Origin of the sequence: Ancylobacter polymorphus (genome assembly GCF_022836935.1) — a bacterium.
In the GTDB taxonomy this organism is placed as follows: Bacteria; Pseudomonadota; Alphaproteobacteria; order Rhizobiales; family Xanthobacteraceae; genus Ancylobacter; species Ancylobacter polymorphus_A.
Genome location: NZ_CP083239.1, coordinates 734,612 through 757,387, shown reverse-complemented (window position 1 = coordinate 757,387; position 22,776 = coordinate 734,612). Strand labels below are relative to the sequence as shown.

Sequence of the window (22,776 nt, the reverse complement as noted above, 5' to 3'; positions counted from 1 at the left end):
GGCGGGGATGAGCGCGCCCTTCTTTGCCGAACTCGTCGCTGCCTCGAATTTCTCCTTCCTGCGCGGCGCCTCGGCTGCTGGCGATCTGGTGGCGCAGGCGCTGCTGCTCAGCCATGCCGGGCTTGGCCTCGCCGACCGCAACACCGTCGCCGGCGTGGTGCGGGCGCATGCGGCGGTGAAGGAATGCGGCGAGCGCTACGCCGCCTTCTGGACCGCGCGGCGGAATGGGCACCCGCCCCCCGTGCCGGCGGGGGTGGAGGAAGACGATCTCCTCACCCGCGTGTTGCGCCACCGGGCGGAGGCGGCGGCCGATGCCGGGCGCGAGGCGGCGCTGCCCTTCACCCTCGCCGTTGGCGCGCGGCTGGTCTTTGCCGATGGCACGCCCGACATCGTCGCCCATGCGCGCTCGCGCGCCGGCTGGGCAAGGCTGTGCCGGCTGCTCACCCAAGGCAATCTGCGGGTGGGCAAGGGGGAGTGCCGGCTGCTCCTCGACGACCTGCTGGCCGATGCCGGCGGACTCTCGCTCATTGTGATGCCGCCGGATGATATGCCGGCTAAGAGGCTGCCGGACCTCGCGCCCGTTCTCGCCCGGCTGAAACAGGCGGCGCCTGGAGCGCTGTGGCTCGGCGCCACCATGCGCCGCCGGGGCGACGACCGGCGCCGGCTGGCGGGGCTCAAAGCGCTGGCGGCCAAGGCGGGCGTGCCGCTCCTCGCCACCAATGACGTGCTCTACCATCATCCCGATGAGCGCGATCTGCAGGACGTGCTCACCTGCATCCGCGCGGGCGTCACCGTCGAGACCGCGGGGCGGCTGCTGGAGGCCAATGCCGAACGTCATCTGAAAGGCCCGGGCGAGATGGCACGGCTGTTCCGCGCGGCGCCGGAGGCGGTGGAGGAGATCGCCGCCTATCTCGCCTGCCTCGATTTCTCCCTCGGGGAGTTGAAATATGAATATCCCGCCGAACCCGTCCCGCCCGGCTACACGCCGCAGCAGCGGCTAGAGGAACTGACCTTCCAGCGCGCCGCCATCCGCTATCCCGAGGGCGTGCCGGACAAGGTGGAACGCCAGCTCAAGGTGGAGCTGGGGCTGATCGGCGAGCTTGGCTGCGCCCCCTATTTCCTCACCATCCGCGACATCGTCGATTTTGCCGAGCGGCGGGGCATTCTGTGCCAGGGGCGCGGCTCGGCGGCCAATTCCGCCGTCTGCTACGTACTCGGCATCACCGCCGTCGACCCCGCGACAAGCAACCTGCTGTTCTCACGCTTCATCGCCCGCGAGCGCAACGAGCCGCCCGATATCGATGTCGATTTCGAGCATGAGCGGCGCGAGGAGGTGATGCAGTACATCTATGCGCGCTATGGGCGGGAGCGGGCCGGCATCGTCGCCACCGTCATCTCCTACCGCCCGAAGAGCGCGATCCGCGATGTCGGCAAGGCGCTCGGTCTCACCGAGGACATTACCGCCCGCCTCGCCGGCACGGTGTGGGGTAGCTGGGGCAAGGAGATCGACCAGCGCCAGGCACGCGAGGCGGGGCTCGACCCGTCAAACCCGATGGTGGCGCGGGCCATCGGTCTCGCCACGCGCCTGCTCGGCTTTCCCCGCCACCTCTCCCAGCATGTCGGCGGCTTCGTGCTGACCCAGCACCGGCTGGACGAGACGGTGCCGATCGGCAATGCCGCCATGAAGGACCGCACCTTCATCGAATGGGACAAGGACGATATCGATACGCTCGGCCTGCTCAAGGTCGACGTGCTGGCGCTCGGCATGCTCACCTGCATCCGCAAGTCGCTCGATCTCCTGCGCGCGCATGAGGAAATCGACTGGGGCCTCGCCGAGGTGCCGCGCGAGCAGCCCGATGTCTACGACATGCTGTGCAAGGGCGATTCCATCGGCGTGTTCCAGGTGGAGAGCCGGGCGCAGATCAACATGCTGCCGCGCCTGAAACCCCGCCGGCTGTACGATCTCGTCATCCAGGTGGCCATCGTCCGTCCCGGCCCGATCCAGGGCGACATGGTGCATCCCTATCTGCGTCGGCGCGACGGGCTGGAGACGGTGGAGTATCCCTCACCGGCCCCGCCGAACCCGCCGGGCGAACTGCGCGAGGTGCTGGAGCGGACACTCGGCGTGCCGCTGTTTCAGGAACAGGCGATGCACCTCGCCATGGTGGCGGCGAAATTCACCGATGCAGAAGCGAACCGGCTGCGCCGCGCCATGGCCACTTTCCGCCATAACGGCACCATCGGCACTTTTCAGAAGCTGCTGGTGGAGCGGATGAGCGCGCGCGGCTACGACCCCGCCTTCGCCGCCCGCTGTTTCGAGCAGATCAAGGGCTTTGGCGAATATGGCTTTCCGGAAAGCCACGCCGCCTCCTTCGCCAAGCTGGTCTACATCTCCGCCTTCCTCAAATGCCGCTATCCCGCGATCTTCGCCTGCGCGCTGCTCAATTCCCAGCCCATGGGCTTCTATGCCCCGGCGCAGATCGTGCGCGATGCGCAAGAGCACGGGGTGGAGATCCGTGGGCCGGACGTGAATTTCAGCTTCCACGACAACACGCTGGAGCGTGACGCGCCGGGCGTGCCGCTGGCGCTACGGCTCGGCCTGCGCCAGCTCGACGGCTTCAAGGAGGAATGGAGCGCGCAACTGGTGAAGGCGCGGACGCGCGGCTTCCTGCACGATGTCGAGACGCTCGCCCACCGCTCCCGCCTCCCGGCGGCGGCGCTCGCCAAGCTGGCGGACGCCGATGCCTGCCGCTCCCTGGGGCTCGACCGGCGCGAGGCCGCCTGGGCCATGCGCCGGCTGCCGGACGATGCGCCGCTGCCCTTGTTTGCCGCAGTCGAGGCGCGCGAACTCGGCAGCGATGCGGAGGCACATCTGCCGCTGATGCCGCTGCCCGAGCAGATCGCGGTGGACTATCAGACCACGCGCCTGTCGCTGAAAGGGCACCCGATGGGCATGCTGCGTGCGGTGTTCGCCGCTGAGGGCGTGGCCTCCAGCGCCGAGGTCGCGGCGGCGCGGGACGGGGTGCGGCTGCGCGCGGCCGGCATCGTGCTGGTGCGCCAGCGGCCGGGTAAGGGCAATGCCATCTTCATGACGCTGGAGGACGAGACCGGCATCGTCAACGTGCTGTTGTGGACCCGCCAGTTCGAGCGCTACCGGGCGGAAGTGATGGGCGCCCGGCTCGTCGTGGTGGAGGGACGGGTGCAGAAGAGCAAGGAGGGGGTCGTGCATGTGATGGGCGAGCGGGTGTTCGACCGCACGGCCGAACTCGCCCGCCTGTTCGAGGATGTGCGCGCCATGCCCTCGCCACAGGCCGATCCGGGCGAGGATGTGCGGGGGCAGGGAAAACCTTCGCCGCCGGGGCATCTGCTCGCTGGCCGCCGTTCCGGGCAGGGTCATCCCCGGCAGGTGCGGGTGCTGCCGAAATCGCGGGATTTCCATTGAAGGCCCCGCCCACCCGGCCTGTCGCGTGCGGCCGTTTCGATGCTAGACGGGGAGCGACACAAGGAGGAGACACCCATGGCGCAGCGCTTCGATGATTGGGAGAAGGACGACAAGGGTCATCTGAAGGTGTGGCCGATGCTGGCCTTCACCACCGCCCTTTTCGGCACCGACAAGGTGGGCTTGCGGCTGGAGATCGGCACCCAGCAGCCCAAGCCCGGCGAGCCGGTGCCGGCACTGCAACTGGTGCTCGATCCCGCCCAGGTGCGGCAGCTGGCCGAAGCGCTGGCCGAGGCCGAAGCGCGCCTCGCCGATGCCCGCTTCACCAACCTGGCTACTTCACGCCCCGGCAACGCCTGAGGCGTCGGCCTCTCACGGCCCGATCCCGGTGCGGCCCTGCGGGCCGTCCGGCGTGTTGCGGCGTGCTGTCAGCCCCCGCTATGCCGCGAGGAACTGCGCGTCGGTCTGGTCGAGGCGGCGGCGGATCTGGGTGACGATGAGCTGCTCGTCGGGCAGGCAGTTGTCATAGGTCAGCCGCTCGCCGGCCTTCACCGGCTTCAGCACCCGCGCCCGTTCGGCAAGGCCGAGTGGCAAGGCGAAGCTGTCGCGCGCATCGCGCCAGCTCATCGTGTAGCCGCGATAATCATATTCGCCGATCTTGCCGAGGACATCCCCCGGCTTGAGGTCGCGCTTGGCCACCGCCGTGCATTCGGCGACGGGATGGTCCAGCACCTCCATGTCGCGCGTGCCGTGCATCACCGCGCGCACCGCCGAGAGCGGCACTTCCAGGCTGGTGAGATGGTAGGGACGGATCAGCGCGAAGCAGGGGCCCGGCCCGACCTTGAGGTCGGCCATGCGCTCGATCACCCGGTCATGGCGCGGCTTGACGATGCAGAACACGCCCGGCGCCACGCCCTTGCCGAGGGTGAAGTCGACCACGCCGGAGCGCGAGAGGATGCCGCCATCCTCCTTGGTGCACAGCACCTGCGCCAGCACGTCGCGGTCCGCATGCGGCCCGTGCATGCCGGGCACGTCGGGTACAAGGCCAGTGGCGTTGGCCAGCGCCGTCATCTCCACCATGGTCTTGGAGCCGTCGACGAACTCCACCAGCATGCGCGGATTCATGTTGCGCGCCCGCGCCTCTTCCTCGAACTCGTCGGGAATGGCGTCCGGCTTGAAGGCGTTGTTCTTGGCCTTGCCGGCACAGACAATGTCGAAGCCCAGCGCCTGGGCGAAGCCGATCAGCTCGATGGTGGCGGCCGGCTCGTCGCCCGCCGCGCCGGTGAGCACGACGCCCGCCGCGCGTGCCTCCTGCTTGAGAAAGCGGCCGATGGTGATGTCGGCCTCCACGCTCAGCAGCACCACATGCTTGCCGTTGCGGATGGCCTCCAGCGAGACGAGCGTGCCGATATTCGGGCTGCCGGTGGCGTCGATCACCACGTCGATATGGCCGGAAGCGCACATCGCGGTGTAGTCGTCGGTGATGACGAAGTGCCCGGCCTCGATGGCGCGATCAATCGCGGCGCTGGTCCCGGCGGTGACGATGTCCTCGCGGCGGTGCCCGGCCATGAGCGCGGCGTCGATTGCTGCCTGCGCGTTCAATTCGGTGACGGCGCCGATGCGCACGCCCGGCATGAGCGCTGCCTGCACGATGAGGTCGGTGCCCATCTGGCCGGCGCCGGCGAGGCCGATCGTTACCGGCCCATGCTTGGCGGTCCACTGTTCCAGTTCGGCGGCGATCCCCGTCCGCACGATCCCGCCAGCACCGAACCTGTTTGCACCGAGCATACGCCCAATCCTTCCCTGAGGCGCGCCTGCGGCTTTCGGCGCAAGCGTCATTGTTCTTCGGTACTCGACATTTGTTCCGAGGCAAAGAGCGCGTGCGACCGCATCCCGCGCTTCCACGTTTTCAATAGGCGGCGCCGGCCTCTTCCAGTACCGCCGCAGCGGTGATCTCGTCGGTGATGAACACGGTGGGGCGCAGCATGCGCAGCGCGGCCAGCACCGCCTTGGCCTTGCCCGGCCCGCCGGAGGTGAGGATGCGCTCGGGTGTCGCCTGCAGTGTCTCGATCGGAATCGACATGACGCGGGTATTGATGGGGTGGTCGACCGGCCGACCCTCAATATCGATGAAGTTATAGACCACATCGCCCACCGCACCGGCGGCGATCAGCGAGGCCCAGTCGGCGTCGGAGAAGAAGCCGAAGCGCAGCGACGTGCTTTCCGAATCCATCTCGCCGACGCTGAGCACCACCGCGTCCATCTCGCGGGCGAGGTTGTAGACGGTGCCGAGGCCGCAGCGCTCGATAAGCGCCTGCTTGGTGGCGATGCTGTCGACGATGGCGGGGGCGGCGATGAGGTGGCAGTCGGCCTGGAACAGCCGCGACAGCTGCCAGGCGAATTCCGACGGGTTGTACTGCTTGGCCTTGGTGATGCCGCCGAGCAGCGAGATCACCTGGAGGTTGGAGACCGTCTTCTCGTCGATGAAGCCGAGCGCGCGCATCAGCGTGCGGCCCCAGCCGAAGCCGATCTTCATGTCGGAGCGGATGAGGTCGGAGATGAACAGCCCGGTCGCCGCGCCGATGGCGCTGGTGGCGTCGGCGAACGGGCCGGAGACGGGGGCGACCACCGCCTCGCGCAGGCCAAACGCTTTCTGCAGCCCCATTTCCAGCCGCGGCAGCTCGGCGATCTCGCGTGAAAGCGAGATTTTCACCTCGTTGAGCTGGCGGGCGTCGGCGAGCAGGCGGACCACGGTGACGCGGCCAATGTCCAGCGCCTCGGCAATGGCGCTCTGGGTCATGCCCTCGACATAATACATCCAGGCCGCGCGCAGCCGCAGCCGCGCCGAGCGCCGTCCGGTCGGGCTGAGATCGGCGAGCGAGGGCGCCTCGCTCAGGCTGCCCGGCCTGGTCGTCGCAGCTCCACCCGACATGAACACCTCACCCCCCGACGAAAGTATCCCGGTTGCTATAGAGGAGCCGCGCGCCATCTTCAAACCAGGCGCCTTCGCGATATTCGGAAATGGGCTGCCGTTACGCAAAAACCCGCTTGTCGGCAGCTCCCGGCGGGGGCACGGTGCGAGCTTAGGGTACGCATGGTTGCACGATGTCCAGCACTGACGACACGCTTCAGCTCAAGGATTTCCTCTGCTTCGCGGTCTATTCGGCCAATCACGCGTTCAACCGCGTCTACAAGCCGATGCTGGATCGGCTGGGCCTGACCTACCCGCAATACATCGCCATGGTGACGCTGTGGTCGGAGGAGGGGCTCACCGTCGGCCAGATCGGCGACAGGGTGCTGCTGGAGACCAACACGCTGACCCCGCTGCTCAAGCGGCTTGAAGCGGCCGGGCTGGTGCGGCGGCTGCGCGACGCGGCCGATGAGCGGCAGGTGCGGGTCTATCTCACCGACAAGGGGCGGGCCCTGCGGCACGAGGCCGAGCGGGTTCCCGGTGAGATGGGCGTCTGCCTCGACCATGAACCCGAGGATCTGCGTGCCCTGACCGACGATCTCAGCCGGCTGCGCGACCGGCTGCTGACGCGGCTCAAGCCGTAGCGGCGGACGGGGCGTCCGGCGCCGGCAAGCTTTCTGCGTCCAGTTCGATCTGGCCCTCGATGAACCGGCGATGCCGGGCGATCTCCCCGGCGAGGAAGTCAAGAAAGGCACGCACACGCGGCGAATGCCGCAGGTCGGGATGGGTGAGCAGCCAGAGATCGGCGGCATAATCATCATCCGGCGGCCCGAGCCGCACCAGCGACGGCCGGGCATCGCCGATGAAACAGGGGATATGCGCGATGCCGATCCCCGCCTCCACCGCCTCGGCGAGGCCGAGCACGCTGTTGATCTTGTAGGCGACCTTGTCGGCGGCGACGTTTTCCTGGACGAACTTCACCGTCTTCAGCGAACCCAGGCTGTCGCCGAGCGACACCCAGTTGAATGTTTCCAGCTGCTCCGGCGTCACCGCGCGCGGCTCAGGGAAATCGGCGGCCCGACCATAAAGCGCCCAGGCGATACGGGCGACGCGGCGGCCGACGAGATTTTCCGGCGGATTGTCGGTAGCGCGGATGGCGACATCCGCATCGCGCTTGGAGAGATTGAGCGGCTGGTTGCTGAGCACGATATCGAGCCGCACTTCCGGGTAGCGGTCGCGGAAGGTGGCGAGCATCGGCATCAACAGATGGATCAGCAGTGAATCCGGCGTGGTAACCCGGAGTTCGCCGGAGGGTGCGGGTTCTCGCCCGGCGAGCTTGCGGCCGACGGCGGTGATTTCCTCGTCGAGCCGGTTGGCGAGAGCCACCATCTCCTCGCCAGCGGGAGTGAGCGCATAGCCCGTGCGGTGGCGCTCGAACAGCACCGTGCCGAGCTGCTCTTCGATCTGCTTGAGCCGGCGGAACACGGTGGAATGGTTGACCCCGAGAGTCATCGCCGCCGCCGGCAGGCCCTTGGCATCCGCCACCGCCTTGATCAGCCGGAAATCGTCCCATCCGAGATTTTTGAACGGTTCGGCCATGCTGCTCCCCGAATGTGGCGATGACGGATGGCGGCGCACACGCGCCTCTCAGGCCCACCTGCCACGCATAAACGATAGCAGCACAGATGAGATTGCGTCAACGCAATTGATAAGGTCTGGCATTGCGCTGCTGCCGGGTTATCTCTTGTCGCAACGGAGCGCGGTTGGCGCTCACAGGAGGGCAAGATCATGAACCGCAATGGCATCCATCATGTGACGGCGATCGCCGGCAATGCGCGCCGCAACGTTGAATTCTACACGAAGACACTCGGCCTGCGGCTGGTGAAGAAGACCGTCAATTTCGACGATCCCGGCACCTACCACTTCTATTATGGCGACGAGGCCGGTTCGCCCGGCACCATCCTCACCTTCTTTCCCTGGGATCATGTCGCCCCGGGCCGCGTCGGCATCGGCGAGACGCAGGAGACCGCGTTCCGCGTGCCCGCCGGCTCCATCGGCTACTGGACGCAGCGCTTCGTCGAGAAGGGCGTGGCGCACAGCGCGCCGGTGAAGCGCTTCGGCGAAACCGTTCTGGCGTTCAAGGACCCGCACGGCACCCGCCTGGCGCTCATCGGCGTCGCCGGGGCTGAGAACGAACCGGCCTGGCTCGGCACCGACGTTCCCGCCGAGAACGCCCTTCGCGGCTTTCACAGCGTGAACCTTCTGCTGGCCGAGGCGGCCCCCACCGGGGCGATCCTCACCGACGTGTTCGGCTTCACGCAGATCGGCCGCGAGGGCACGCTGGTGCGCTTCAAGGCCGAAGGCACGGAGATCGGCGGCATCGTCGATATCCACGAGGCCGGCGGCTTCCTGCCCGCCCGCATGGGCGGCGGCTCGGTGCACCATATCGCCTTCCGCGCCGCGGACGACGCGGCCGAATTCGCCATGGTGAAGAAGCTGAACGAGAACCACGGCATCGCCACCACGGAGCAGAAGGACCGCAACTATTTCCGGTCCGTCTATTTCCGCGAGCCCGGCCATGTGCTGTTCGAGATCGCTACCGACATTCCCGGCTTCGCGGCCGATGAGCCGGCGGCGAGCCTGGGCGAGGCGCTGAAGCTGCCCGGCTTCCTTGAGAGCCGCCGCAGCCAGATCGAGGCCGTACTGCCCGAGATCGCCTGAACGACGCGGCGCCGCCCCGCTGGGCGGCGCCCCCTTTCCATCCCTGACGAGGAGGCCGTCATGACCGACGCCGCGCTTTCCTTCGTGCATCGTTATGAGCCCGCCCGCGAGCCGGGTGTCGCCCCGCTGCTGCTGCTCCACGGCACTGGCGGCGACGAGAACGACCTTGTCTCGCTCGGCGGCATGATCGCGCCGGGCGCCGCGCTGCTGTCCCCGCGCGGCAAGGTGCTGGAGGGCGGCATGCCGCGCTTCTTCCGCCGCCTGCGCGAGGGCGTGTTCGACGAGGACGATGTGCGCGCCCGCGCCGCCGAACTCGCCGGCTTCATCGCCGAGGCGCGCGCCGCCTATGGGCTCGCCGCGCCGATCGCGGTCGGCTTTTCCAACGGCGCCAACATCGCCGCCGCGCTGCTGCTGACCCAGCCGAACGTGCTGGCCGGCGCTGTGCTGATGCGCGCTATGGTGCCTCTCGCGGTGCCGCCCCCGGCCGATCTCGCCGGGCGACGGGTGCTGCTGCTCTCCGGCGCGATGGACCCGATCGTACCGGAAGAGAACGCTGCCCGCCTCGCCGGCCAGCTGCGCGCGGCGGGGGCGGCGCTCGACCACCGCACCCTCCCGGCCGGGCACGGGCTCTCCCAGGCGGACCTGACGCTTGCCCGCGACTTTCTGCGGGCTCCGGCGCGAACGGCTGCCTGACGGCCCCACATCCGGCGGAACCGGATGCCTCCCGGCGCATTGCTGCCACGGCACGGGTGTTTCACACTCGTGCCGTGGCACTACCGTCCGGGAGGTGAGGATGCGTTGGGAGGATTTCCGCCGGAGCGGCAATGTCGAGGACCGGCGCGGCGGCGGCTTTGGTGGCGGCGGCGGCATGGGCCGGGGAGGCCTTGGCATTGGCGGGCTGATCATTGTCGGCCTCATCGCCTGGGCCACCGGCATCAACCCGGCCGTGCTGATCGGCGGCGCTGAAATCCTGCTCGGCGACGGCAGCCCGTCCAGCCAGACTTCCCCGCAGCGCCAGAGCGCGCCCCCGCGCAACCTCAGCGCCGAGGACCAGAAGCTCGGCGATTTCGCCGCCGTGGTGCTCGCACAGACCGAGGATGTGTGGAAACCGATCTTCAAGGGCGAGGGGGCGACCTATCGCGAGCCTGGCATGGTGCTGTTCACTGGCGCCACCCGTTCGGCCTGTGGCGCGGCGGATGCCGCCGTCGGCCCGTTCTACTGCCCGCGCGACCAGAAGGTCTATCTCGACACCTCCTTCTTCAAGGACCTCAAGCGGCGCTTCAACGCCCCGGGTGACTTCGCCGCCGCCTATGTCATTGCCCATGAGGTCGGCCATCATGTCGAGAACCAGATCGGCCTTCTTGAAAAAGTGCAGGCCCGCCAGCGTCAGGTCTCTCGCTCGGAGGCCAATGCACTGTCCGTCCGGGTCGAACTGATGGCCGATTGTCTCGCCGGCGTGTGGGCGCACCACGCCGATGCGCAGTGGCGCATTCTCGAAGACGGCGATATCGAAGAGGCGATGAACGCCGCCGCCGCCATTGGCGACGACCGGCTGCAGAAGCAGGCGCAGGGCTATGTCGTGCCCGACAGCTTCACCCATGGCACCTCCGCCCAGAGGGTGAAATGGTTCCGGCAGGGTCTCGCCAAGGGCTCGCTGGCGCAGTGCAACACCTTCAAGGGTTCGATCTGAGAGAGACGATGACCGATCAGACGCCGTTCGTGCCGCTTGCCATCGCGGTGCTCACCATTTCCGACACCCGCATGCTGGCCGAGGACCGCTCCGGCAACACTCTCGCCGAGCGGGCGGAGACGGCCGGTCACCGCCTCGCCGACCGTGCCATCGTGCCAGACGATGTGGAGACGATCCGCGCGAAAGTGGCGGGCTGGATCGCCGATCCCGCCATCGATGTCGTCATCACCACCGGCGGCACCGGCTTTACCGGCCGCGACGTGACGCCGGAAGCGCTGGAGCCACTGTTCGAGAAACGGATGGAAGGTTTCTCGACCGTGTTCCACATGGTCTCCTTCGGCAAGATCGGCACCTCGACCCTGCAGAGCCGCGCCACCGCCGGCGTCGCCAACTCCACCTATGTGTTCTGCCTGCCTGGGTCCCCGGGCGCCTGCCGAGACGGATGGGACGAGATTCTGGTCCACCAGCTCGACATCCGGCACAAGCCCTGCAATTTCGTCGAGATTCTCCCGCGTCTCGATGAACATTTGAAGCGCGGCAAGCTGCGCGCCCCAACCGGTCCGACGGGATGAGCTTTCAGCCTTCTTCCGGCAGCAGGATCTGCGAGCGCAGCAGCACCAGCCGCTTGCGGCCCACCCGGGAAAGCAGACGGCGATTGGCGTTGGGTCCCGGCGTGTGCCCGCCGAGCGTCTCGTAGAGACGGCGGTGCAGCAGCAGGCCCTGTTCCGGGCGTGGCCGCCCGGTGAGCGCGTGACGCAGCATTGCCGCCGCCTCCCTCACCCGTGGCGAGATGCCGAAACCGTCCAGCGCCAGCCGGAAGGTCGCCGCCCGGCGTTCGGCGGCGCCGGTGCGCTCGATCTGGTCGGTGAAGTTTCGCACCTCACGCGCCCAGCCTTCCTGCAACAGGCCGCTCGGTTCGAGGAATAGCAGCCAGGAGGCCCGCGCCGCCGCCGCGCCCTGGCGCAGCCTTGCGCCGGTGTCGGCCGGGCCGGCGAGATATTCGCAGCCGGCGGCGTCGGCGATTTCCGCCACATCCGGCGCATTGCCCGAATCGACCAGCAGCACCTCCCGCACCAGCCCGGCGGCAGCGCCGGGCACCAGCGAGGAAAGGGTGGGAATCAGCCGCTTGGCGCCCGCACTTGTGGGAATGACGACCGAGATCACGCCGTGGCCACCCTTGAAGGATCCGGGTCTGGGAACGGCCGGGGAGGCGCCCCGAGCCTGAGGGAAAGAGCTTTTCCTGCCTAACCCACGCTTCGGCGCCCGTACAGTCCGGCCGTCGCAATTCGGTCAATGTTCTTGATATGTTCTCAATGCTGGCGTAAAGAACAGTCTCCGCGAGAGGCCCCGACATGCAAAGCTCCGTCTCCGATCGCTCTTCTGCCCCGACCGCACCGCCGGCCGCCCCGCGCCATCTGGGGCGCTTGGCGCAGCAGCGTCGCGATGCTCGCGCGCAGGAGCGGGCGGAGGCGGCGCGCGACCTCACCGGCCTGTCCGACATGGACGCCGTGGCGCCCCCGCCTATGCCGGACTGGCTGGTGGAGGGTGAGCGTCGGCGCGGGCGGGGGGCGCTCTCCAATCCGGCCGGGCGCTTTGAGCCGCACAGCCGTGAGCGCTTCGACGATGGCTGGCAGGAACTGGACGACCTGCCGGCCTTCCGCACCAGCGTGACGGTGGAGAAGCCGCGCACCATCATCAACCGCAACGACTCGCCCGATGTCGGGTTCGACCGCTCGATCAACCCTTATCGCGGCTGCGAGCATGGCTGCGTCTATTGTTTCGCGCGGCCGACCCACGCCTATCAGGGCCTGTCCGCCGGGCTGGATTTCGAAACCAAGCTGTTCGCCAAGCCCGACGCGCCGGAGCTGTTGGCCAAGGAGTTGTCGAAGCCCGGCTACGAGCCGCGTACCATCGCGCTCGGCATCAACACCGATGGCTATCAGCCAATCGAGCGCGAGTGGCGGTTGACCCGCCGTATTCTCGAAGTGCTGCGCGATTTCGGCCATCCCGTCGGTATCGTCACCAAATCGGCGCTGGTGGTGCGCGACCTCGATATTCTGGGGCCAATGGCGGAGAAGGGGCTGGCGAAGGTGGCGCTGTCCATCACCACGCTCGACCCCAAGCTGGCGCGGCTGATGGAACCGCGCGCGGCGACGCCCTCACGGCGTCTGGACACGCTGCGCCGGCTTTCCGACGCCGGCGTGCCGACCGCCGTGCTGGTGGCGCCGGTGATACCCGCCGTCACCGATGCCGAGATGGAGCGCATTCTCGATGCGGCGGCGGCGGCCGGCGCGTCGGAAGCCGGCTATGTCATGCTGCGCGTGCCGCTGGAAATCCGCGACCTGTTCCGCGAATGGCTGCTCACCCATTTCCCTGACCGCTACCGCCATGTGCTGTCGCTGTTGAAGGAACTGCATGGCGGGCGGGAATATGATTCCACCTTCGGCCAGCGCATGACCGGCACCGGTCCCTATGCCTGGACGCTAGCCCGCCGCTTTGAGATCGCGGTGGAGAGGCTGGGGCTGAACCGGCGCTCGACGCGGCTTTCCACCCGCCATTTCACCCGCCCGCCGCAGAAAGGTGAGCAATTGTCACTGTTCGGAGAAGGCGCATGAGCGGGAACATGGGGATGAATCCGGACGGGAGGGGCGCGCCTGCGGCGGACGACGGTGCTCCGGTGTCCGAGCCGAAAGGCACGGCGCGCGTCATGCCGCCACTGCAGCTCTCGCTGGTGACGTTGGGCGTCGCGGATCTGAAGCGCGCGGTCACCTTCTATGAGGCGCTGGGCCTTGTGCGACGCGTGAAGGAAGCCACCGGAGCGGCCTTTTTCGATGCCGGCGGCGTGGTGCTTTCGCTCTATCCGCGCGTGGAACTCGCTGCCGATGCCGGCGTGGTCGCAGGCCGCCCGGGTGCGTTCGGCGGCATCGCGCTCGCCTGCAACCGGGCGAGCCGATCGGAAGTGGACACGACGCTGATTCGCGCCGTGGCCGCGGGCGGGCGGCCGCTGCGTCCGGCGCAGCCGACCTTTTGGGGCGGCTATTCCGGCTATGTCGCCGACCCCGACGGTCACCCCTGGGAGATCGCCCACAATCCCGGCTTTCCCTTCGATGCTTCCGGCCGCATCGTTCTGCCGGACTGAGCCGGCAGCGCGCGCATGTCGGGTCCGCATCGACGGCGCGGCCGGCGCGTCGATCCGGCGGCACCGAGCCGGGAGAGGCCGGGCGGGCTACAGCCCGTGAGGTTCAGTTGCCGCCGAGCAGCGGGGCGAGTTCCTTGTCGAGCTGCTCCGGGCTCATCGCGCCCGACACCTTCTTGCCGTTGATGAAGAAGGTCGGGGTCGAGTCGATACCGAGTTCGGCGCCGCGCTTGGCAACCTCGTCGATCTGGCCGGCCAGCTTGGTGTCGTTGAGGCAGGCGTTGAACTGCTCTTCCGTCATGCCGCTCTGCTTGGCGATGGCAAGCAGGGCCTGCGCCGGATTGTTCGAGAACGCCCAGTTCTTCTGGGTCTCGAACAGCGTGTCGGTCATCGGGTAATATTTGCCCTCGCCGCCGCAGCGCGCCAGCATGAAAGCCGCCTTGGCGACGATGTCGAGCGGGAATTCGCGCAGGATGAACCGCACCTTGCCGGTGTCGATATATTTCTCCTTGAGCACCGGATAGGTCGTCTCATGGAAATGCGCGCAGTGACCGCAGGTCATCGAGGCATATTCGACGATGGTCACCGGCGCGTCGGCCTTGCCCAGCACCTGGTCGGGTAGTGCCCCGGGCGCCATCAGCTTGGCCGTGTCGACCGTCTGCGCCTCCGCGCGCCCGATCAGGCTTCCGGCGAGCGTACCGAAGGCGGCAAGGGAGAGGGCGAGGGTGCCAACACCTTCGAGGAAGCGACGGCGGTCGATCATTGTCGGTCTCCAGAAGCAGCCGGACATGTCCACCGGCCTGAATGTCTGTGCGTAGGCCCGCGCCTTGCGCCCTTCTTCTAGCGCGTACAGCCAGGGCGGCGTCATGGCAACGGGGGGCTGCCGGCGCACGCCTCACCGCTGCGTGAAGCCTCGCCCCTTGCCCCGCTTCTCCCGGGTCACCAGCGCGCCGAGCCGGGCGAGGGCGGTGGCGAGCGCGTCGTCCTCGAAGGAACCGGCGGTCGCGGCGATTCGCTGCCGGGCGGCGCCGCATTCGGCCGCGTCCGGCTCCTGGAAGCGGAAGCGCGGCCGCGGACGCGGCACCGGGCCCTGCTTCAGCGCCAGCCGGCCGATGCAGCGCCAGCCAAAATAGCGGTTGACCCGGTCGATGACGACCGGCGCGTCGTGCTGCAATTCGATGGCGAAGCCGCCCTCCACGCGCACATGCAGCACGCCGGGTTCACCGCTGTCCGGTCGTGATGGCCAGGCGAGCTTAATCGGCACCGCCCGTGCCGCCAGCGCGTCGCCGACAATATCGGCCCAGCGGGTGACGATTTCCACCGAGGCGAGGCCACGCCGGCGGCAGCATTCGGCAATGGCGCCGTCAATCAGGTCGGCAAGCGGGCGGGTGTGGGAACGCGGGGCCATCTCAACTCGTGTCTTGCCCGGCGCGGTCGAAGCGGCCACGGTGCGGGCGTTGTGCCTGAGGATCGCATGCAAGCCGTCGCCAATCCAGCCGCCCCCGCCGCCGCATCCGCCGCTGCCCTTGCCGCTCCCGATCCCGGCGCGCTGCTCGCCTGGTATGACCGGCATCGTCGGCGCCTCCCTTGGCGCGCGGCGCCGGGAAGGCGGCAGGACCCCTATCGGGTTTTTCTCTCCGAGATCATGCTGCAGCAGACCACCGTCGTGACGGTCGCGCCATACTACGAGAACTTCCTGCGCCGCTGGCCAACGGTCGCCGCGCTGGCGGCGGCGCCGCTGGAGGAGGTGCTCTCCGCCTGGGCGGGGCTTGGCTATTATGCCCGCGCGCGCAATCTTCATGCCTGCGCCAGAGCGGTGGTCGAGCACCATGGCGGCCAGTTCCCGTCAGAGGAGGCGGCGCTCCTCGCCCTGCCGGGCATTGGTCCCTACACAGCGGCGGCGATTGCCGCCATTGCCTTCGAGCGCCGCGCCGCGCCGGTCGACGGAAATTGGGAGCGGGTGGTGTCCCGCCTCTTCGCGGTGGAAGAGGCGCTGCCCAAGGCGCGCCCCCGGCTGCGCGCGCTGGCGCTCACCCTGTTGCCAGCCGCGCGCTACGGCGATTTCGCCCAGGCCATGATGGATCTCGGCGCCACGATCTGTACGCCGCGCAAGCCGGCCTGCGCGCTTTGTCCGTGGCAGGGCCCCTGTTCCGCCCACGCCGGCGGGGCGCCGGAGCGTTATCCCGTGAAAGCTGCCAAGTCCGCGCGGCCGACCCGCCAGGGCGTGGCCTTCCTCGCCGTGCGGGCGGATGGCGCTGTGCTGGTGCGCTCGCGGCCGCCGAAAGGCCTGCTGGGCGGTATGAGCGAGGTGCCGTCGACGCCCTGGGAGCCCGGCGGCGTCATCCATCCCGCGGCGCATGCTCCGGTCGAGGCGTCCTGGACGGCGCTCAACGCTACCGTCACCCATGTGTTCAGCCATTTCGCGCTGGAACTGCAGGTCTGGCGGGCGGAACTGCCGGCGAGCCAGCCCGCGCCGGCGGGCCATCGCTGGGTCGTGCCGCAGGGTTTCGAGGCCGAGGCGTTTCCGTCGGTCATGCGCAAGGTTCTGGCCCATGCGTCTCCCGCCCCCGCGCGCAAGGATTACGTCTGTGTGAATGAACCTTTGCGCTCCCGGATCGTTGTTCCTGCAAGCCGCACGAGCGGATCAAAACAGGAGATGACGACCATGGGTAGCACGATGGACAAGGCCAAGGGCATGGGCAACGAGGCCATGGGCAACATCAAGCAGGGTGTTGGCAAGGCCACCGGCTCCGAGCGTCTTCAGGCCGAAGGCAAGGTGCAGGAACTCAAGGGCGAAGCCCAGCAGGCCAAGGGCGAGATCAAGGAATCGGTGAAGAAGGCCGGCGATCTCTGAGCCGCACAGCTTTAATGGCAAGGCCGCCCGGATGGGCGGCCTTTTTGCTTGTCCAGAATGGAAAGTCGGGCCTACTCCGCCGCCATTGCCATTTCCGAGCGGACGACCGCGCGCAGCGAATCGATGGGGCGCAGCCCTTCGCGGGTGGCGATGTGCCAATAGGTCCAGCCATTGCAGGCCTCGATTCCCTGAGCAATCGCACCGGCACGGTGGATGGAGCCGATCTGCCCCAGCCCCGGCGCCGTCTCCAGCGACAGCGTGCCGTCGGCGCGCACCAGCGCGCGGACCTTCGCCTTGGCGTCGGTGAGCAGCGTGCCGGGGGGCAGCAGGCCCCGCTCTACCAGCGCGTTGAAAGCGATGCGCGGCGCCTCGCGCGCCGTCGGTGCCGGCACCAGAGCGAGATCGGGCAGCGGCTCCACCGCGTCGATTCGCGCCTGCGCGGCGTCAGCATAGGTGGCATCGCGCTCGATGCCGACGAAATGCCGGCCCAGCCGCTTGGCTACCGCCGCCGTCGTGCCCGAGCCGAGGAAGGGGTCAAGCACCACATCGCCCGGCTTGGACGCGGAGAGGATGACGCGGGCGAGCAGCGCCTCCGGCTTCTGCGTCGGATGAACCTTGTGGCCGGTGTCATCCTTCAGCCGCTCATGGCCCGAGCAGATCGGAAACAGCCAGTCGGAGCGCATCTGCACATCCTCATTGGCCGCCTTCAGCGCCTCGTAATTGAAGGTGTAGCCCTTGGCGCCGGGTTCGCGGGCCGCCCAAATCAGCGTCTCATGCGCATTGGTGAAGCGCCGGCCGCGGAAATTCGGCATCGGGTTGGTCTTGCGCCAGACGATGTCGTTGAGGATCCAGAAATCGAGGTCCTGCAGCAGCGACCCGACCCGGAAGATGTTGTGGTAAGAGCCGATCACCCACAGCGTGCCTGTGGGCTTGAGCACCCGGCGCACCGCCAGCAGCCAGGCGCGGGTAAAGGCGTCATAGGCCTCGAAACTGTCGAACTTGTCCCAGGCATCGTCAACCGCGTCGACCCGGCTGTCGTCGGGCCGCTTCAGCTCGCCCTGAAGCTGGAGATTATAGGGCGGATCGGCGAAGACGAGATCGACCGACGCGGCGGGAAGCCGTGACAAAGCGGCGACGCAATCGCCGCGGATGATGCTGTCGAGGGGCAACTGGGAGGGCAGGCCAGCGGGACGGGCAATGCCGGATCGGGGAGCTCTTTGGGCTTCCCCGTTGCGAACGACCTTCATGAACGCTCTACCCTACTCGTACAGGACGCAACGGAACTCGTGTATCCACAATCTCCGCCGGACAGGGTAAAGACCGGGTAAAGCGATGCCGCCAAAAGTGCATTCATCGAAGCCGGGCGCCGGAGCATCCACGGCGGCGGCCTCGCATCCCATCGGCGCGACCCCGCTGCGCTGGCATGACGACGGCCTGCCTGGCCGTTCGCTCCGCTTCACAGCCACGGTCATGGCTCCCATGGCGGCAGGGCTGGCGCTGCACCAGAACTATTGGGTCGGCTATGCGCTCCTCACCTGCATCCTCGGCTTCACGCTGGATACGGGCGGCTCGGCCCCCCACCGCGCGGTGCTGTTCGCCGTGGCCGGGGGCGTGATACTCGCCGGCGCCACGCTTGGTAGCGCCGTTGCGGGCCATGTCTGGTTGACGGCGACCGCGCTGGTCGTGGCCGCCGCGCTCTATGCGCTGGTGGAGGCTGTGCATCCGAGTGCCGCCTTCGCGGCACGTTTTTTCTGTCTTGCCACCGCAATCGCCGCGCTCGACCTCCCATTCCAGCCCGGCGATGTCGTCGTGGTGGCCGTGTTCGCATTCTATGCGTGGCTGGTGTCGGTGGGATGGGATGTGACCACTGGCCTGTGGCGGCCCTCGACCGCGCCGACGCTGGTCGCGATCCTCGCCCATATCAGGGACACGCAGCAGGAGCGGCTGCTTTTCGCCGGCATCGTCGCGCTGGCCGTGGCGCTCGCCTTCATGACGGGGCGGCTGCTCGGCCTGCCGCACCCGCATTGGGCGGTGTTCGCGGTGGTGATCGTGTTGCGCGACGACACTCAGTTCAGCCGCCGCATGATGATCGATCTGGTGCTGGGCACGGTGCTCGGCGCGGGGGCAGCTGTTGTCTATGGCGGGCTGGTGACCTCCCCCGCCGGGCTCATGGCCGGACTCACCCTTGCCGCCCTGGTGCGCTGGCCGGGGCAGAATCTGCACGGCGCTCTGGGCATGGCGGCGATGGCGGCGTTTGTCATTCTGCTGCTGCAGTTGGTGGGCACATTGATGCATGTGCCTATGCACGCGGCAGGGGATCGCGTGGCCGATATCACGCTCGGCTGCGCCTTCGCACTGGCAGCGCTGGTGATCAGTGCCCGCCTGCGCCGCTGGCTCGGCTGGGAGGAGGCGTGAACGCAGCCGACGCCGCGCCGGTCGGAGGTGCGAAATAGCCTGCAAACCGCAACATGTCGTGGATCGGGCGCGCGCCGCCACTTGAACTTGTGGCCGGCGGCCGGCACCCTAGACCCATGAAATTCACCCGCCTGCGTCTCACCGGCTTCAAGACCTTCGTTGAGCCGACCGAAATGCTGATCGAGCCCGGCCTTACCGGCATTGTGGGCCCGAATGGCTGCGGCAAGTCCAATCTTGTCGAGGCCATGCGCTGGGTGATGGGCGAGAGCTCCTACAAGGCGATGCGTGCCGAAGGGATGGACGACGTCATCTTCGGCGGCTCCACCACCCGTCCGGCGCGCAACACCGCCGAGGTGGTGTTGGTGGTCGATAATGGCGACCGCTCGGCCCCGGCCGTGTTCAACGATGCGGACATGCTGGAAATTTCCCGCCGCATCGAACGGGAGGCGGGTTCCTCCTACCGGATCAACGGGCGCGAGGCGCGCGCCCGCGACGTGCAGATCCTGTTCGCAGACGCCTCTTCCGGCTCGCGTTCGCCTTCCATGGTACGGCAGGGGCAGATCGGCGAAATCGTCGGCGCCAAGCCCACCGCCCGGCGCCGCCTGCTGGAAGAAGCCGCCGGCGTCGCCGGCCTGCATGCGCGCCGGCACGAGGCGGAAATGCGCCTGCGGGCGGCGGAAACCAACCTGACGCGGCTCGAGGATGTCATCGGCCAGATTTCCGGCCAGCTCGACGCGCTGCGCCGCCAGTCGCGCCAGGCCTCGCGCTACCGGGTGCTCTCCGCCGATATACGCAAGGCCGAAGCCGCCCTGCTGTGGTTGCGCTGGCTGGAGGCAGAGGCAGGGCTCGGGGAAGCGAGCCGGGTGCTTGATCTCGCCGTGCGCGAGGTTGCCGCCCGCACCGTGCAGCAGGGCGAAGCCGCCCGCGCCGCCGCCGTGGCCGCGCACGGCATTCCCGCTCTGCGCGAGGCCGATGCAGCGGCCGCCGCCGCGCTTCAGCGGCTGACCCTTGCCCGTGGCGAACTCGACCGTGAAGAAGCGCGGGCCGGAGCCCGCCGCGAGGAGCTTGACCGCCGGCTTGCCCAGCTCGGCGGTGACATGGAGCGTGAGCGGGCGCTGGAGAAAGACGCCGGCGAGATGCTGGAGCGCCTCGCCCAGGAGGCCGAGGAACTCGCCATAGCCCAGGAACAGGCGGCGCAACTGGAAGACGAGGCGCTGGCCCGCAATGGGGAGGCGGTGGGGCGCCTCGCCGAGTCTGAGCGCGCCTTTGCCGATGCGACGGCTGCCAATGCCGAAGCGACCGCGCGGCGCGGGGCGATGGAACGCGCGCTGCGCGAGGCAGGCGAGCGCCTGTCGCGGCTCGACCGCGATGTAGACGTGCTGGCGGGCCAGAAGCGGCAGCTGGAATCCCATGTCGATGCCGCCCGCCTCGACGAGCGTCGCGAGCGTGCCGAAGCGGCGCAGGACGCCTTCGCGGCCGCCGAGGCGGCCGCGCAGGAGGCCGAGAACGCCCATGCGGTGGCCCGCGCCGCTCTCGATCAGGCCCGCCGTCCGCTCACCGAGGCGGAACGGGCGGCCCAACGGCTTGATACGGAAGCGCGCACCCTCGCCAAGCTGCTCGATGTTGGCACGCCGCGACGTTGGTCGCCGGTGCTCGACTTCATCGAGGTGGCACGGGGCTATGAGGCTGCGCTTGGCGCCGCGCTCGGCGATGATCTCGATGCGCCCTCCGACAGCGAGGCGCCGGTGCACTGGACGCTGGTCGCCCCTCTCGGCGACGCACCGTTGCCCGAGGGAACCGAGCCGCTTGCCGCCCATGTAGTCGCGCCCAAGGTGCTCGCCCGCCGGCTCAGCCAGATCGGCGTTGTTGATCGCATTGACGGCCCGCGCCTCGCCGCCCAGCTTAAGGCCGGACAACGCCTCGTTTCCCGCGAAGGCGACCTGTGGCGCTGGGACGGCTTTGTCGCCGCCGCCGACGCGCCCACCGCCGCGGCCCGGCGGCTGGCGGAGCGCAATCGCCTCGCTGATATCGAAGCCCAGCTCGAAGGCGCCCGTCTTGAAGTGACGCGGCATCGCCGCGGCCTGGAGGCGGCGGAGGCCGCGCTGCGCGCCGCCGGTGCCCGCGAGAACGCCGCCCGCGAAGCGCGCCGCGCCAGCCTGCGGGCGATGGAGGCCGCACGGGACGAGCTTGCCCGTGCCGAACGCGCCGCCGCCGAGCAGTCCGCCCGGCTCGCCGCGCTCGGTACCAATCTGGCACGCCTGCAGGAAGAGCGCGAGATTGCCGCGATCGCGCTGGAGGAAGCGCGCGCGGACATGGCCGACCAGCCGCCACCGGCGCAAGGCGAGGCGCAACTGGCGGAGATTCGCGCCCGCGTCGCTCAGGACCGCGCGGTGCTGGCGGAGACGCGCGTGCGCGCGGATGCACTGGTGCGCGAGCGCGACCAGCGTCTGCGGCGTCTCACTCTCATCGCCCAGGAGCGCGCCTCCTGGGAAGCGCGGGCCGGTGGCACGGGCGCGCGCGTCGCCGCGCTTGAGGCGCGCCTCGCGGAAGCTGCGCACGAGCGCGAAGAGCTTGACGATGCGCCCGTGCGCTTCGCCGCTCGCCGGCGCGCTCTGCTCGACGAGATCGCCCGCGCGGAGGCGGCGCGCCGCGAGGCGGGCGACCGGCTGGCGACCGCCGAATCTCTGCAGGTGGAGGGTGACAAGCTTGCCCGTGCCACGCTCGACGCGCTGGCCGCCGCGCGCGAGGAAAGCGCCCGCGCCGAGGCGCGGGTCGAGGCGGCGCGGCAGCGCCGGGAGGTGCTTGCGCGTGAGATGGCGGAGGCGCTCGACGGCCCGCCGGAGACCGCCCGCGAGATCGCCGGCTTCGCACCCGACAGCCCGATGCCGGTGCTGGCGGAGCTGGAAGCCGAACTCGGCCGGTTGAGAGCCGACCGCGAGCGGCTCGGCGCGGTGAATCTGCGCGCCGAAGAGGAACTGGCCGAGATCGAGACCCAGCAGAAGGGCCTCACCGGCGAGCGCGACGATCTCACCGAAGCGATCAAGCGGCTGCGCCAGGGCATCTACAGCCTCAACCGCGAGGCGCGCGAGCGGCTGCAGGCCAGTTTCAATGTCGTCGACGGGCATTTCCGCCAACTCTTCACCACGCTTTTCGGCGGGGGCGAGGCGCAACTGGTGCTCACCGATTCGGACGATCCGCTGGAGGCTGGCCTCGACATCATCGCCAAGCCGCCCGGCAAGAAGCCGCAATCACTCTCGCTGTTGTCCGGCGGCGAACAGGCGCTGACCGCGATGGCGCTGATCTTCGCCGTGTTCCTTACCAATCCAGCGCCGATCTGCGTGCTGGACGAAGTGGATGCGCCGCTCGACGATTCCAATGTGGAACGCTTCTGCAATTTGCTCGACGAGATGCGCCGCCTCACCGAGACGCGCTTCGTGACCATTACCCACAATCCCATCACCATGAGCCGGATGAACCGTCTGTTCGGCGTCACCATGGCCGAGCGCGGGGTCTCCAAGCTGGTCTCCGTCGACCTTGCGACCGCAGAGCGCTTCCTCGAGGCGAGCTGATCGCGCCATATGCGGCTCAGCTACGGGTAATTTCGGATGCG

19 protein-coding genes and 1 pseudogene are annotated in these 22,776 nt (G+C 68.7%); 13 read left to right on the top strand and 7 right to left on the bottom strand.

The features are described from left to right. The first annotated feature begins 7 nt into the window (after window positions 1-7). Entirely contained in the window at window positions 8-3,442 is a 3,435-nt protein-coding gene (locus tag K9D25_RS03615) for an error-prone DNA polymerase (protein ID WP_244379301.1), read from the top strand. 75 nt (window positions 3,443-3,517) lie between these two features. Next, on the top strand, window positions 3,518-3,799 hold the full coding sequence (locus K9D25_RS03610) for a hypothetical protein (protein WP_244379300.1): 282 nt from the start codon (window positions 3,518-3,520) through the stop codon (window positions 3,797-3,799). 78 nt (window positions 3,800-3,877) lie between these two features. Here K9D25_RS03610 and K9D25_RS03605 read toward each other — a convergent pair whose 3' ends face one another. Both K9D25_RS03605 and K9D25_RS03600 read right to left on the bottom strand, forming a co-directional pair. Beyond that, window positions 3,878-5,227 (bottom strand): NAD(P)H-dependent oxidoreductase, encoded by a 1,350-nt coding sequence (locus tag K9D25_RS03605; protein WP_244379298.1) that lies wholly within the window; start codon window positions 5,225-5,227, stop codon window positions 3,878-3,880. Window positions 5,228-5,348: 121 nt separating this feature from the next. Continuing rightward, a complete protein-coding gene (locus K9D25_RS03600) occupies window positions 5,349-6,371 on the bottom strand; it encodes a sugar-binding transcriptional regulator (RefSeq protein ID WP_244379296.1) in 1,023 nt (340 codons plus the stop codon). A 173-nt stretch (window positions 6,372-6,544) separates the two neighbouring features. Between K9D25_RS03600 and K9D25_RS03595 the strand changes: the two genes are divergently transcribed. Then, window positions 6,545-6,994, top strand: a complete 450-nt coding sequence (locus tag K9D25_RS03595) for a MarR family winged helix-turn-helix transcriptional regulator (protein WP_244379294.1) — start codon at window positions 6,545-6,547, stop codon at window positions 6,992-6,994. Here the strand turns inward: K9D25_RS03595 and K9D25_RS03590 are convergent. Further along, on the bottom strand, window positions 6,984-7,949 hold the full coding sequence (locus tag K9D25_RS03590) for a LysR family transcriptional regulator (protein ID WP_244379293.1): 966 nt from the start codon (window positions 7,947-7,949) through the stop codon (window positions 6,984-6,986). The genes K9D25_RS03595 and K9D25_RS03590 overlap by 11 nt on opposite strands. A gap of 189 nt (window positions 7,950-8,138) precedes the next feature. On the opposite strand from K9D25_RS03590, the gene K9D25_RS03585 reads away from it, so the two are divergent. The 4 genes from K9D25_RS03585 to moaB all read left to right on the top strand — a co-directional run bounded on the left by K9D25_RS03585 (window position 8,139) and on the right by moaB (window position 11,333). Beyond that, window positions 8,139-9,071, top strand: a complete 933-nt coding sequence (locus K9D25_RS03585) for a ring-cleaving dioxygenase (RefSeq protein WP_244379292.1) — start codon at window positions 8,139-8,141, stop codon at window positions 9,069-9,071. Between the two features lie 60 nt (window positions 9,072-9,131). Further along, window positions 9,132-9,764: an alpha/beta hydrolase gene (locus tag K9D25_RS03580; protein ID WP_244379291.1), complete on the top strand. Its 633-nt coding sequence runs from the start codon at window positions 9,132-9,134 to the stop codon at window positions 9,762-9,764. A 100-nt stretch (window positions 9,765-9,864) separates the two neighbouring features. Then, the gene (gene ypfJ / locus K9D25_RS03575) at window positions 9,865-10,761 is read left to right on the top strand and encodes a KPN_02809 family neutral zinc metallopeptidase (RefSeq protein ID WP_244379289.1); all 897 of its coding nucleotides are present in this window, start codon (window positions 9,865-9,867) and stop codon (window positions 10,759-10,761) included. An 8-nt stretch (window positions 10,762-10,769) separates the two neighbouring features. Then, window positions 10,770-11,333, top strand: a complete 564-nt coding sequence (moaB, locus tag K9D25_RS03570) for a molybdenum cofactor biosynthesis protein B (RefSeq protein WP_244379288.1) — start codon at window positions 10,770-10,772, stop codon at window positions 11,331-11,333. A gap of 4 nt (window positions 11,334-11,337) precedes the next feature. Here moaB and K9D25_RS03565 read toward each other — a convergent pair whose 3' ends face one another. Next, a complete protein-coding gene (locus K9D25_RS03565) occupies window positions 11,338-11,925 on the bottom strand; it encodes a glycosyl transferase (RefSeq protein WP_244379287.1) in 588 nt (195 codons plus the stop codon). A 335-nt stretch (window positions 11,926-12,260) separates the two neighbouring features. Between K9D25_RS03565 and K9D25_RS03560 the strand changes: the two genes are divergently transcribed. Continuing rightward, a complete protein-coding gene (locus tag K9D25_RS03560) occupies window positions 12,261-13,376 on the top strand; it encodes a PA0069 family radical SAM protein (protein ID WP_244450782.1) in 1,116 nt (371 codons plus the stop codon). A gap of 92 nt (window positions 13,377-13,468) precedes the next feature. Next, a complete protein-coding gene (locus K9D25_RS03555) occupies window positions 13,469-13,900 on the top strand; it encodes a VOC family protein (protein WP_244450781.1) in 432 nt (143 codons plus the stop codon). A 103-nt stretch (window positions 13,901-14,003) separates the two neighbouring features. On the opposite strand, the gene K9D25_RS03550 is transcribed toward K9D25_RS03555, so the two are convergent. Then, the gene (locus K9D25_RS03550; protein ID WP_244379285.1) at window positions 14,004-14,660 is read right to left on the bottom strand and encodes a DsbA family protein; all 657 of its coding nucleotides are present in this window, start codon (window positions 14,658-14,660) and stop codon (window positions 14,004-14,006) included. 132 nt (window positions 14,661-14,792) lie between these two features. Further along, window positions 14,793-15,305 (bottom strand): DUF721 domain-containing protein, encoded by a 513-nt coding sequence (locus K9D25_RS03545; protein ID WP_244379284.1) that lies wholly within the window; start codon window positions 15,303-15,305, stop codon window positions 14,793-14,795. A 66-nt stretch (window positions 15,306-15,371) separates the two neighbouring features. Between K9D25_RS03545 and mutY the strand changes: the two are divergent. Both mutY and K9D25_RS25035 read left to right on the top strand, forming a co-directional pair. Next, window positions 15,372-16,460, top strand: a pseudogene (mutY, locus tag K9D25_RS03540) (A/G-specific adenine glycosylase); the annotation flags it as partial. A 93-nt stretch (window positions 16,461-16,553) separates the two neighbouring features. After that, a complete protein-coding gene (locus K9D25_RS25035; RefSeq protein ID WP_432207934.1) occupies window positions 16,554-16,751 on the top strand; it encodes a CsbD family protein in 198 nt (65 codons plus the stop codon). A gap of 71 nt (window positions 16,752-16,822) precedes the next feature. Here the strand turns inward: K9D25_RS25035 and K9D25_RS03530 are convergent, their stop codons facing one another. Next, entirely contained in the window at window positions 16,823-17,998 is a 1,176-nt protein-coding gene (locus K9D25_RS03530) for a site-specific DNA-methyltransferase (RefSeq protein WP_244379283.1), read from the bottom strand. 97 nt (window positions 17,999-18,095) lie between these two features. Between K9D25_RS03530 and K9D25_RS03525 the strand changes: the two genes are divergently transcribed. Together K9D25_RS03525 and smc are read left to right on the top strand one after the other, a co-directional pair. Then, on the top strand, window positions 18,096-19,166 hold the full coding sequence (locus K9D25_RS03525; RefSeq protein ID WP_244379282.1) for an FUSC family protein: 1,071 nt from the start codon (window positions 18,096-18,098) through the stop codon (window positions 19,164-19,166). 116 nt (window positions 19,167-19,282) lie between these two features. Then, window positions 19,283-22,735, top strand: coding sequence for a chromosome segregation protein SMC (gene smc, locus K9D25_RS03520; RefSeq protein ID WP_244379281.1), 3,453 nt, complete (start codon window positions 19,283-19,285; stop codon window positions 22,733-22,735). Window positions 22,736-22,776 lie beyond the last annotated feature (41 nt).

What these genes read in the sequence shown, in the direction of transcription:
- K9D25_RS03585 (WP_244379292.1), top strand. Translation starts at nt 8,139, where the DNA reads ATGAACCGCAATGGCATCCATCATGTGACGGCGATCGCCGGCAATGCG.
- moaB (WP_244379288.1), top strand. Translation starts at nt 10,770, where the DNA reads ATGACCGATCAGACGCCGTTCGTGCCGCTTGCCATCGCGGTGCTCACC.
- K9D25_RS25035 (WP_432207934.1), top strand. Translation starts at nt 16,554, where the DNA reads ATGACGACCATGGGTAGCACGATGGACAAGGCCAAGGGCATGGGCAAC.
- K9D25_RS03605 (WP_244379298.1), bottom strand. Translation starts at nt 5,227, where the DNA reads ATGCTCGGTGCAAACAGGTTCGGTGCTGGCGGGATCGTGCGGACGGGG.
- K9D25_RS03550 (WP_244379285.1), bottom strand. Translation starts at nt 14,660, where the DNA reads ATGATCGACCGCCGTCGCTTCCTCGAAGGTGTTGGCACCCTCGCCCTC.
- K9D25_RS03560 (WP_244450782.1), top strand. Translation starts at nt 12,261, where the DNA reads ATGGACGCCGTGGCGCCCCCGCCTATGCCGGACTGGCTGGTGGAGGGT.
- K9D25_RS03580 (WP_244379291.1), top strand. Translation starts at nt 9,132, where the DNA reads ATGACCGACGCCGCGCTTTCCTTCGTGCATCGTTATGAGCCCGCCCGC.
- K9D25_RS03545 (WP_244379284.1), bottom strand. Translation starts at nt 15,305, where the DNA reads ATGGCCCCGCGTTCCCACACCCGCCCGCTTGCCGACCTGATTGACGGC.
- smc (WP_244379281.1), top strand. Translation starts at nt 19,283, where the DNA reads ATGAAATTCACCCGCCTGCGTCTCACCGGCTTCAAGACCTTCGTTGAG.
- K9D25_RS03615 (WP_244379301.1), top strand. Translation starts at nt 8, where the DNA reads ATGAGCGCGCCCTTCTTTGCCGAACTCGTCGCTGCCTCGAATTTCTCC.
- K9D25_RS03595 (WP_244379294.1), top strand. Translation starts at nt 6,545, where the DNA reads ATGTCCAGCACTGACGACACGCTTCAGCTCAAGGATTTCCTCTGCTTC.
- K9D25_RS03555 (WP_244450781.1), top strand. Translation starts at nt 13,469, where the DNA reads ATGCCGCCACTGCAGCTCTCGCTGGTGACGTTGGGCGTCGCGGATCTG.
- K9D25_RS03590 (WP_244379293.1), bottom strand. Translation starts at nt 7,949, where the DNA reads ATGGCCGAACCGTTCAAAAATCTCGGATGGGACGATTTCCGGCTGATC.
- K9D25_RS03530 (WP_244379283.1), bottom strand. Translation starts at nt 17,998, where the DNA reads ATGAAGGTCGTTCGCAACGGGGAAGCCCAAAGAGCTCCCCGATCCGGC.
- K9D25_RS03600 (WP_244379296.1), bottom strand. Translation starts at nt 6,371, where the DNA reads ATGTCGGGTGGAGCTGCGACGACCAGGCCGGGCAGCCTGAGCGAGGCG.
- ypfJ (WP_244379289.1), top strand. Translation starts at nt 9,865, where the DNA reads ATGCGTTGGGAGGATTTCCGCCGGAGCGGCAATGTCGAGGACCGGCGC.
- K9D25_RS03610 (WP_244379300.1), top strand. Translation starts at nt 3,518, where the DNA reads ATGGCGCAGCGCTTCGATGATTGGGAGAAGGACGACAAGGGTCATCTG.